The organism is Bradyrhizobium sp. 159 (assembly GCF_023073795.1).
Classification (GTDB): domain Bacteria; phylum Pseudomonadota; class Alphaproteobacteria; order Rhizobiales; family Xanthobacteraceae; genus Bradyrhizobium.
Genome location: NZ_JADPKE010000049.1, coordinates 174,102 through 184,523, shown reverse-complemented (window position 1 = coordinate 184,523; position 10,422 = coordinate 174,102). Strand labels below are relative to the sequence as shown.

7 protein-coding genes and 1 pseudogene are annotated in these 10,422 nt (G+C 63.3%); 5 read left to right on the top strand and 3 right to left on the bottom strand.

The window, feature by feature from the left end:
• Positions 1 to 274 precede the first annotated feature (274 nt).
• The 3 genes and pseudogenes from IVA96_RS12530 to IVA96_RS12525 form a co-directional block, all read right to left on the bottom strand.
• Positions 275 to 619, bottom strand: a pseudogene (locus IVA96_RS12530) (GGDEF domain-containing protein).
• Between the two features lie 13 nt (positions 620 to 632).
• On the bottom strand, positions 633 to 725 hold the full coding sequence (locus IVA96_RS35455; protein WP_253075127.1) for a diguanylate cyclase: 93 nt from the start codon (positions 723 to 725) through the stop codon (positions 633 to 635).
• Between the two features lie 186 nt (positions 726 to 911).
• Positions 912 to 1,094 (bottom strand): hypothetical protein, encoded by a 183-nt coding sequence (locus tag IVA96_RS12525; RefSeq protein ID WP_247417465.1) that lies wholly within the window; start codon positions 1,092 to 1,094, stop codon positions 912 to 914.
• Between the two features lie 583 nt (positions 1,095 to 1,677).
• Between IVA96_RS12525 and aceE the strand changes: the two genes are divergently transcribed.
• From aceE to IVA96_RS12500, 5 genes are read left to right on the top strand one after another with little or no spacing between them, the layout of a single operon-like run.
• The gene (aceE, locus tag IVA96_RS12520) at positions 1,678 to 4,365 is read left to right on the top strand and encodes a pyruvate dehydrogenase (acetyl-transferring), homodimeric type (RefSeq protein ID WP_247417463.1); all 2,688 of its coding nucleotides are present in this window, start codon (positions 1,678 to 1,680) and stop codon (positions 4,363 to 4,365) included.
• A 23-nt stretch (positions 4,366 to 4,388) separates the two neighbouring features.
• Positions 4,389 to 5,954, top strand: coding sequence for a dihydrolipoyllysine-residue acetyltransferase (locus tag IVA96_RS12515; protein WP_247417461.1), 1,566 nt, complete (start codon positions 4,389 to 4,391; stop codon positions 5,952 to 5,954).
• A gap of 16 nt (positions 5,955 to 5,970) precedes the next feature.
• A complete protein-coding gene (lpdA, locus tag IVA96_RS12510; RefSeq protein WP_247417460.1) occupies positions 5,971 to 7,713 on the top strand; it encodes a dihydrolipoyl dehydrogenase in 1,743 nt (580 codons plus the stop codon).
• Between the two features lie 47 nt (positions 7,714 to 7,760).
• A complete protein-coding gene (locus IVA96_RS12505) occupies positions 7,761 to 9,104 on the top strand; it encodes a dicarboxylate/amino acid:cation symporter (RefSeq protein ID WP_247417458.1) in 1,344 nt (447 codons plus the stop codon).
• A gap of 45 nt (positions 9,105 to 9,149) precedes the next feature.
• On the top strand, positions 9,150 to 10,322 hold the full coding sequence (locus tag IVA96_RS12500) for an acetyl-CoA C-acetyltransferase (RefSeq protein ID WP_247417456.1): 1,173 nt from the start codon (positions 9,150 to 9,152) through the stop codon (positions 10,320 to 10,322).
• Positions 10,323 to 10,422: the final 100 nt, after the last annotated feature.

The window sequence follows — 10,422 nt, the reverse complement described above, 5'->3', positions numbered from 1 at the left end:
TCCATGACTCGATGGAAGCCACTGTGGACCCTTATCCCGGGGTCCCGATTGGATGCCGATCACCCCGAAAACGGGGTCCTTATTCCATGCCGAAACACACACAGGGGTCATTTGTCGGCCTGGCACGGACTGCGGGCGCGTCGCCCCGTCAAGGGAGGCCGAAGCCGCCGCGCAAACGACGGGGAAGCGCAGTCACTTCTGCCCGGAGTCGGAGCGCGGCGGTCGTCCTCCGGGCGTAGCTGGATAGAGCCACGGCGCGGAGTTGCTGCCGGAGCTATGCTGCGATCGAATCCTTTAGGAAGTCTGCCCGCACGACCCGATTGCGCCCCCGATGTTTGGCGGCATAGAGAGCCTTATCGGCGATGCGCATGACCTTGGCCAAGTCCGTTTCACCACGGCCTACGGCGAGCCCGATGCTGATCGTCACGCCTGCCGCGATCTCTTCTTCTGAGATTTCCTTGGCGACGCAGTCCTGCCGGAGCTCTTCGGCGTACTAGGCCGCACGCTCTTTGGACACGCCGGTCATCAGAATGGCGAATTCCTCCCCGCCATGCCGTGCCACGAGCACCCGCCTTCGCGCGGCGAAGGCGCGCAGTACCTCCGAGATCGCGATGAGCACCTTGTCTTCGAATTCATGCCCCGAATTGGTCGTTGATCGCCTTGAAGCGGTCGATATCGCACATCAGCACCGTCGCAGGCAGGTTCGCATCGCGCGTCTGGATCAAAGCCGCTTCCGGCTGCCTTGTCGAAGCCCCGCCGGTTGAGCAGCCCGGTCAACTGGTCGGTGCCGGAAATTCGCAGCAACTCGGCGCGCGTTAGCGCCAGCTCCCGCATCATCAAAGCCGACCGATTGCTCAGACCCGCCGTCAGCACCGCCGAGACGCTGATGCCGATCATGATCCCCGACCTGGTTACGAGCCGGCGCGCACCAGCACGTCCGGATCGGGTCCGAATTGCAGGAGCATCGACGACCAGGTCAGCGCGACGGTCAGACCCACGGCCACGACCACGCGGCCCGCGATGTGGCGCAGCGCATCCCGGTGCGTAATGATATCGTTGGCCATTTGGCGCTGCCGCTGTCGGGCTGCCAGCATCAGCCTCTTCGACTTCACGGCAGGTTAAGGCAGGCTCCGCTCCGGAGACGCTGGGGCCGGCGAAGTGACGTGCGGAGAAATGGGAAAAGCTGTCCGGCCACGGACATTCGTGTTCGAACCGCGTTAGTCAAATCGATCGTCACCCGTATGCCGTTGTCCGGGTGCATCGCTTGCGTTCGGCTTTCGCTCGTACCCGCCAGGACCAGCATTGTGCCGGACAGCTCAACGGTCCGATCTTTCGGGCGACGCCAGGAGCTCGTTTTCCGGAGCTTCAGACAAGTGACGGCGGATCATATGGGCGTGGTCGCGCCAGTGACCGACAATCCTGAGCAAAATGAAGGGCATGCCGCACGATCGGTCGGCCTGTTCGAGGTCTGGCACGAATGCTGCTTAAAGTGGCTTCAAAACAATAAGCAGCTCTGAACAAGAAGGCGAGGGAAACGTTCGAATGCCAGCCAGCACTTCATCTTCAACCTAGTCCGACGGGCGATATCGCCTGCGTGGCATTGCACGCTGCCGCCTCGAAGCGGCGGCGCAATGAACAATGACGCCTGACTTCGCTTGGCATGCAAGGGAGAGAGTAATGACGGTCGCGGACGCGCACGATTTGGATCCGCAGGAAACCCGGGAGTGGCTGGATGCTCTGTCGGCAATCCGCGGTCACCGCGGCAGTGAACGCGCCGAATTCGTCGTCAACGCAGTCATTGCTGCTGCCCGTGGCAGCGGCCTCGCCATTCAACAGACGCTGACGACGCCCTATTGCAATACGATTCCGCTGGATCAACAGCCAGCGCTGCCGGGCGACCGCGCCATCGAGCACAAGCTGCGTTCGCTCATTCGATGGAACGCTCTCGCCATTGTGCTGCGCGCCAACAAGGAGAGCTCGGAGCTCGGCGGTCACATCGCGAGCTTCCAGTCCGCCGCCACGCTCTACGATATCGGCTTCGGCCATTTCTGGCACGCGCCAACGGAATCGCACGGCGGCGATCTGATTTTCGTCCAAGGCCATTGTTCGCCCGGCATTTATGCGCGCGCCTTTCTCGAGGGCCGGTTGAGCGAGGAACAGCTGCTCGGCTTCAGGCAGGAGACCGGCGGCAAGGGCCTGTCGAGCTATCCGCATCCATGGTTGATGCCGGATTTCTGGCAGTTTCCGACCGTGTCGATGGGGCTGGGGCCGCTGATGGCGATCTATCAAGCCCGGTTCCTGAAATACCTGGAAAATCACAAACTGGCCGAGACATCCAACCGCAAGGTCTGGGCCTTCATGGGCGACGGCGAAACCGACGAGCCGGAGTCGCTCGGCGCGATCTCGCTCGCCGGTCGCGAGAACCTCGACAATCTCATCTTCGTCATCAACTGCAACCTGCAGCGGCTCGACGGGCCGGTGCGCGGCAACGGCAAGATCGTGCAGGAGCTCGAAAGCGTATTCCGCGGCGCCGGCTGGAACGTCATCAAGGTGCTGTGGGGATCAGGCTGGGATCGGCTGCTCGCGAACGACAAGAGCGGGTTGCTGCTGAAGCGCATGGAGGAATGCGTCGACGGCGAGTACCAGGATTTCAAGAGCAAGAGCGGCGCCTATATCCGCGAACACTTCTTCGGGAAGTACGAGGAGCTGAAGCAACTCGTCGCCGACATGAGCGACGACGACATCTGGAAACTCGCGCGCGGCGGTCACGATCCGGAAAAGGTGTTCGCCGCCTATACCGCGGCCGTGAACCACAAGGGACAGCCGACGGTCATTCTGCCCAAGACCGTAAAAGGCTACGGCATGGGCGAGTCCGGCGAAGGCCAGATGATCGCCCATCAGGCCAAGAAGATGACGCAGGATGCGTTGCGCGGCTTCCGCGACCGCTTCCAGGTGCCGGTCAGCGACGACGACCTGGCCAAGGTGCCCTTCATCCGCCCCGCGGAAGACAGTCCGGAGATGAAGTATCTGCGCGCTCAGCGAGAAAAGCTCGGTGGCAGTCTGCCGCAACGCCGGCGCAAATCCGCGTCCTTGCAAATTCCGCCGTCGTCGACGTTCCAGCGACTGCTCGACGCGACCGGCGACCGCGAAATCTCGACCACGATGGCCTTCGTGCAGATGCTGGGCGCGCTGGTGCGCGACAAGGCGATCGGCAAGCACATCGTGCCGATCGTGCCCGATGAATCCCGGACCTTCGGCATGGAGGGCATGTTCCGCCAGCTCGGAATCTATTCGTCGGTCGGCCAGCTCTACCGTCCCCAGGACGCCGACCAGCTCATGTACTATCGCGAGGACAAGACCGGGCAGGTGCTGCAGGAGGGCATCAACGAAGGGGGCGCCATGTCGAGCTGGATCGTCGCGGCGACGTCCTACTCGACGAACGACGTGCCGATGATTCCGTTCTACATCTATTATTCGATGTTCGGCCTGCAGCGCGTCGGCGACCTCGCCTGGCTCGCGGGCGATATGCGGGCGCGGGGATTCCTGCTCGGCGGCACCGCCGGCCGCACCACGCTGAACGGCGAAGGCTTGCAGCACGAGGACGGCCACAGCCACGTGCTTGCCGGCACCATCCCGAACTGCATCTCCTACGATCCCACCTTCGCCTATGAGTTGGTGACCATCGTGCGCGAAGGCATGCGCCGCATGTATGAGGCGCAGGAGGACGTCTACTATTACATCACGCTGATGAACGAGAACTACCCGCACCCCTCGCTCGCCGAAGCGGGCAAGGGGGCGGAGGAGGGCATCCTCAAGGGACTCTATCTGCTGAAGAACGGTGGCGAGACGGCGAAGAAGGGACCTCGCGTCCAGCTCGTCGGCTCGGGCACGATCCTTCGCGAGGTGATCGCGGCGGCGGATCTGCTCAAGGCGGACTTCAGCGTGACCGCGGACATCTGGAGCGCGACGAGCTTCAACGAGCTTCGTCGCGACGGCATGGCCACTGAACGCTGGAATCTGCTGCACCCGACGGAGCCGCGCCGCAAGAGCTGGGTCGAAGCGAAGCTCGAAGCCCATTCGGGCCCGGTCGTGGCGTCGACCGATTACATGCGCAACTATCCCGATCAGATCCGAGAGTATGTCCAGGCGGCCGGCCGCCGCTACGTCGTGCTCGGCACCGACGGCTTTGGCCGCAGCGACTATCGCGTCAAGCTGCGAAAATTCTTCGAGGTCGACCGGCACTACGTCGCGATCGCCGCGCTGAAGGCGCTGGCCGACGAAGGCACGATCAAGCCCGCGATCGTCGCGGAGGCCATCGCCAAGTACCAGATCGACGCCGGGCGCGCTGCGCCGTGGACCGTGTGAGACAGCGAGCCGAGGGCAGAGCGATGAGTGGCCTGATCAACATCAAGGTTCCCGACATCGGCGACTTCAAGGACGTGCCGGTGATCGAGATCTTCATCAAGCCGGGCGACAAGGTAAAGGCCGAGGATCCCCTGGTTGCGCTGGAATCCGACAAGGCGACCATGGAGGTGCCGTCGCCGCGAGAAGGCGTCGTGAAGTCGGTGGTCGTCAAGGTCGGCGACAAGGTGAGCGAAGGCACGGTGATCGTGCAGTTCGAGGGCGCTGGGGCCGAGCAGGCCGAGGCGCGCCCGGTCGTCAGCGCGCCGCCGTCACCCGTCAGCGCGCCGGCCGGCGTTGCCGAGGTGCGTGTTCCCGATATCGGCGACTTCAAGGACGTCCCGGTCATCGAGATCTTCGTGAAGCCCGGCGACAGCGTGAAGGCGGAGGATCCGCTGATTGCGCTGGAATCGGACAAGGCGACGATGGAAGTGCCGGCGCCGCTCTCGGGTACCGTGCGCGAGATCAAGCTGAAGACCGGCGACAAGGTCAGTCAGGGCGCGGTCATTCTCGTGCTCGCAACTGGCGAGGGGGCGGCGGCCGCGCCAGCAGCTGCTGCGCCGATTCCCGCGTCAGCGGCACCTGCCGCAGCCCCGGTGGCGCAGGCCGGCGCGGTGGACGAGAAGGCCTTTGCGCTCGCCTATGCGGGCCCCGCAGTCCGCAAGCTGGCGCGCGAACTCGGCGTCGATCTCGGCAAGGTCACTGGCTCCGGCAATCACGGTCGCGTCCAGCGCGAGGACGTCGAGGCCTTCGCCAGGAGCGGGGCTGCGCCCGCCAAGCCGCAGGCTGCGGCAGCAGGCGGAAGCGGTGTCGCCGGCATCGATCTGCTGCCCTGGCCCAAGATCGATTTCGCAAAGTTCGGTCCGGTCGAGCGCAAGGAGCTCGGTCGCATCAAGAAGATTTCGGCGGCCAATCTGCATCGCAACTGGGTCGTGATCCCGCACGTCACCACGCATGACGAGGCCGATATCACCGAACTCGAGCAGTTCCGGGTGAAGATGAACAAGGAGCTGGAGAAGAGCGGCGTCAAGCTCTCGTTGTTGCCGTTCATGGTGAAGGCGGCCGTCGCGGCCCTGAAGAAGTTTCCGGAATTCAACGCCAGCCTCGACGGCGACACGCTCGTCTACAAGAATTACTGGCACATCGGCTTTGCCGCGGACACGCCGAACGGCCTGATGGTGCCGGTCATCCGCGATGCCGACAAGAAATCGATACCGGACATCGCCAACGAGATGAACGCGCTCGCCAAGCTGGCGCGCGAGGGCAAGATCAAGCCGGACCAGATGCAGGGCGGCACCTTCTCGATCTCCTCGCTCGGCGGCATCGGCGGCATCTATTTCACGCCGATCATCAACGCGCCCGAGGTCGCCATCATGGGCGTCTGCAAGGGCTACTGGAAACAGCATTCGACGGACGGAAAGACCTGGACATCACGTCTGACCTTGCCGCTGTCGCTGTCCTGGGACCACCGCGTCATCGACGGTGCGGCAGCCGCGCGCTTCAACGTCTATTTCGCCAATGTGCTCGCCGATCTGCGGCGCGTGATGTTCTGAGGTTGGGGAGCGCAATATGGCTCAGATCGAAGTCAAGGTTCCTGACATCGGCGACTTCAAGGACGTCGCTGTCATCGAGGTGATGGTGAAGCCCGGCGAGACCGTTGCAGTCGACACCAGCCTCATTATGGTCGAGTCGGATAAGGCGTCGATGGAGATCCCGTCCTCGCACGCGGGTATCGTCAAGGAAGTCAAGGTCAAGGTCGACGACAAGGTCAGCGAGGGATCTGTCATCCTCATGCTGGAGACGGCGGGAGCCGCGGCTGTCCCAACGCCGGCCTCGGCATCGCCGCCGGCCGCAGCGGCGCCACCCGCTGCACCCGCCGCCGCGTCCCATGCGGGCAAGGCGGATCTCGAATGCGACATGCTGGTGCTGGGTGCGGGCCCTGGCGGCTACTCCGCCGCCTTCCGCGCCGCCGATCTCGGCATGAAAACCGTGCTGGTCGAGCGTTACGACACGCTTGGCGGCGTCTGTCTCAACGTCGGCTGCATCCCGAGCAAGGCGCTGCTGCACACGGCGTCCGTAATCGATGAGGTCAAGCATCTCCCCGACCATGGCATCACATTCGGTGCGCCGCAGGTCGATCTCGACAAACTGCGAGGATTCAAGGACGGCGTCATCAAGAAGCTGACCGGCGGCCTTGCCGGTATGGCGAAGGCGCGCAAGGTCGAGGTCTTGACCGGTGTCGGTACCTTCCTCGATCCGCATCATCTCGAAGTCGTCTCGGCGACTGGCAAGAAGACGGTCAAGTTCGCCAAGGCCATCATCGCCGCAGGCAGCCAGGCCGTGAAGCTGCCGTTCCTTCCCGAAGATCCGCGGATCGTCGATTCGACCGGTGCGCTGCAACTGAAATCTATCCCCAAGCGCATGCTCGTGATCGGCGGCGGCATCATCGGCCTCGAAATGGCGACGGTTTATTCGACGCTCGGCACGCGCATCGATGTCGTCGAGATGCTCGACGGCCTGATGCAAGGAGCCGACCGTGACCTGGTCAAGGTCTGGGAAAAGATGAACGCGCGCCGCTTCGACAAGGTCATGCTGAAGACCAAGACGGTCGGCGCGAAGGCGACCGAAGCCGGCATCGAGGTGAGGTTCGAGTGCGAGCAGGCGCCTGCGGAGCCGCAGGTCTACGACCTCGTTCTCGTGGCGGTCGGCCGAAGCCCGAATGGCAAAAAGATTGGGGCTGAGAAGGCCGGTGTTGCCGTAACCGAGCGCGGCTTCATCAACGTCGACAACCAGATGCGCACCAACGTCGCGCATATCTTTGCGATTGGAGACATCGTGGGACAGCCGATGCTGGCACACAAGGCGGTCCATGAGGGGCATGTCGCCGCCGAGGTTGCGCATGGCGAAAAGTCGTGTTTCGACGCGCGGCAGATCCCGTCGGTCGCCTACACCGATCCCGAAGTCGCCTGGGCCGGCAAGACCGAGGACCAATGCAAGGCCGACGGCATCAAGTTCGGCAAGTCGGTCTTCCCTTGGGCGGCATCCGGTCGGGCGATCGCCAATGGCCGCGACGAGGGATTCACGAAGCTGCTGTTCGATACGACGACTCACCGCATCATCGGCGGTGGCATCGTCGGCACGCATGCAGGCGATCTGATCAGCGAGATCTGCCTTGCGATCGAGATGGGCTGCGAGCCCGCCGATATCGGCAAGACCATTCATCCGCATCCGACGCTCGGCGAGTCGATCGGCATGGCTGCAGAGGTCTTCGAGGGCCACTGCACCGATCTGCCGCCGCAAAAAAAGAAATAGTGTCGCCTGCCTTACGCAGCGCGCCGCGAGATCACGGAGGAGAAGCAATGTCTGGAGCGACCACGGCGACGTCCGGAATGACGATCACGACGCAAAAGAAGCCGTTCTATCGGGTTCTCTATGTCCAGGTGCTCGCGGCGATCGTGCTCGGCGTCCTTGTCGGTTGGCTTTGGCCCGATCTCGGCAAGAACGACTGGATCAAGGCGATGGGCGACGGTTTCGTCAAGCTCATCAAGATGGCCATTGCGCCGATCATCTTCTGCACCGTCGTCTCCGGCATAGCTCACATTTCCGAGGTCAAGAAGGTCGGCCGGGTCGCGATCAAGGCGCTGATCTACTTCGAGATCGTCTCGACCTTTGCGCTGGCTCTGGGCCTGATCGTCGCCAACGTGCTGCACCCCGGATCAGGCTTTCAGGGGCAGTCGAACGCCGCCGCCGTCGCCGGTTACGCGAAACAGGCGAGCGAGATGAAGTCGGTGGACTTCGTGCTGCACATTATTCCGGATACTGTCGTCGGAGCGTTCGCGCAGGGCGAGATTCTCCAGGTTCTGCTGTTTGCCATCCTGTTCGGCTTTGCGCTGATGGGGCTCGGCGAGCGGGCTCATACCGTCCGGTCGTTCGTGGACGACGTTGCCCATGCGATGTTTGGCGTCATCTCGATCGTGGTCAAGGTCGCACCGATCGGAGCCTTCGGCGCGATGGCCTACACGATAGGTCGCTACGGCCCCCAGGCGCTTGGCAACCTCGCCGGCCTGATCGCCACTTTCTATCTCACCGCGTTTCTGTTCGTGGTCGTTGGGCTCGGCATCGTCGCGCGAGTCGCAGGCTTCTCGATCCTCAAGTTTCTCAAATATATCAAGGACGAGTTGCTGATCGTGCTCGGTACCTCGTCCTCGGAGAGCGCGTTGCCGCAGATGATGGAGAAGCTGGAGAAACTCGGTTGCTCCAAATCGGTCGTGGGCTTGGTGGTGCCGACCGGCTATTCCTTCAACCTCGACGGCACCAACATCTACATGACCCTGGCGACGCTCTTCATCGCCCAGGCGATGAACGTCGAGCTGTCCTTCGGCGAGCAGATGACGATCCTCGTCGTTGCGATGCTGACCTCGAAAGGCGCTTCGGGCATTACGGGTGCGGGATTTATCACGCTGGCTGGCACGCTCGCCGCCGTCAGGCCCGAACTGCTGCCCGGCATGGCGATCGTTCTCGGCATCGACAAGTTCATGAGCGAATGCCGGGCGCTCACCAACCTCTGCGGCAACGGCGTCGCCTGCGTGGTGGTGGCGTGGTGGGAAGGCGAGCTCAACCGCGACATGCTGCGCGCGGGGCTCGAACGGGAGATTGATCCAACCGACTTCGAGACCGCCGTCACCGAGGGGCGAGGTCTCTGACCGCGGCGCAGTGCACATCAAATCAGAGAGAATCGGGAGTTGATCATGACGGACGTGGTAATTGTTTCTGCGGCTCGGACGCCGGTTGGTTCCTTCAACGGAGCGTTCGGTTCGTTGACCGCCCATGAACTTGGGGCGGTGGCGATCAAGGGCGCCCTCGAGCGCGCCAAAGTCGCGCCAGAAGAGGTCGACGAGGTCATTCTCGGGCAAGTCCTCGCCGGCGGCGAGGGACAGAATCCGGCGCGACAGGCCGCCATGGCTGCCGGCATTCCGCAGGAGAAGACCGCGTGGGGCATGAACCAGCTCTGCGGCTCGGGCCTGCGCTCGGTCGCGCTCGGGCTGCAGCAGATCGCCAATGGCGATGCCAAGGTCATCGTCGCGGGCGGCATGGAGTCCATGTCGATGGCTCCGCATCTGTCGCATCTGCGCAACGGCACCAAGATGGGCGACGTCAAGTTCATCGACTCCATGCTGAAGGATGGCCTGATGGATGCGTTCCACGGCTATCACATGGGTGTCACGGCCGAGAACATCGCTGCCAAATGGCAGATCACCCGGGAAGAGCAGGATGCGTTCGCCACCAGCTCGCAGAACAAGGCCGAGGACGCGCAGAAGGCCGGCCGGTTCAAGGACGAGATCGTTCCCGTCACCGTCAAGACCCGGAAGGGTGACATCGTCGTCGATCAGGACGAATACATCCGTGCCGGCACCACGCAGGAGGCGCTTGCCAAGCTGAAACCCGCCTTCAACAAGGAAGGCAGCGTGACCGCCGGCAACGCCTCAGGCATCAACGACGGCGCGGCTGCCCTGGTGTTGATGAGCGCGGGTGAAGCCCGAAAGCGCGGCCTCACGCCGCTCGCGAAGATCGTCTCTTGGGCGACCGCAGGTGTCGATCCCGCCGTGATGGGCTCAGGGCCGATTCCTGCGTCTCAAAAGGCGCTCGAGAAGGCCGGTTGGAAGGTCAAGGACCTCGACCTCGTCGAAGCCAACGAAGCCTTCGCGGCGCAGGCCATCGCCGTCAACAAGGATATGGGCTGGGATCCGTCGATCGTTAACGTGAACGGTGGTGCCATCGCCATCGGCCATCCGATCGGGGCCTCCGGCGCGCGCGTGCTGACGACGCTTCTGTTCGAGATGCAGAAGCGAAATGCCAAAAAGGGCCTTGCCACGCTATGCATCGGCGGCGGCATGGGCGTCGCCCTGACCGTCGAGCGCTAGGCCAGGCGCAAGCCGCAGTGTGGCGCGGATGGCGCTCGCCGTCCGCGAGGAACAAAGGCTCGCGAGAGCCGAGCGAATACAAGACGAACCAATCAAGGAT

Bases quoted from the DNA above. Each gene is read 5' to 3' on its own strand.
- IVA96_RS12525 (WP_247417465.1), bottom strand. From the start codon at position 1,094: ATGCTGGCAGCCCGACAGCGGCAGCGCCAAATGGCCAACGATATCATT.
- aceE (WP_247417463.1), top strand. From the start codon at position 1,678: ATGACGGTCGCGGACGCGCACGATTTGGATCCGCAGGAAACCCGGGAG.
- IVA96_RS12515 (WP_247417461.1), top strand. From the start codon at position 4,389: ATGAGTGGCCTGATCAACATCAAGGTTCCCGACATCGGCGACTTCAAG.
- lpdA (WP_247417460.1), top strand. From the start codon at position 5,971: ATGGCTCAGATCGAAGTCAAGGTTCCTGACATCGGCGACTTCAAGGAC.
- IVA96_RS12505 (WP_247417458.1), top strand. From the start codon at position 7,761: ATGTCTGGAGCGACCACGGCGACGTCCGGAATGACGATCACGACGCAA.
- IVA96_RS12500 (WP_247417456.1), top strand. From the start codon at position 9,150: ATGACGGACGTGGTAATTGTTTCTGCGGCTCGGACGCCGGTTGGTTCC.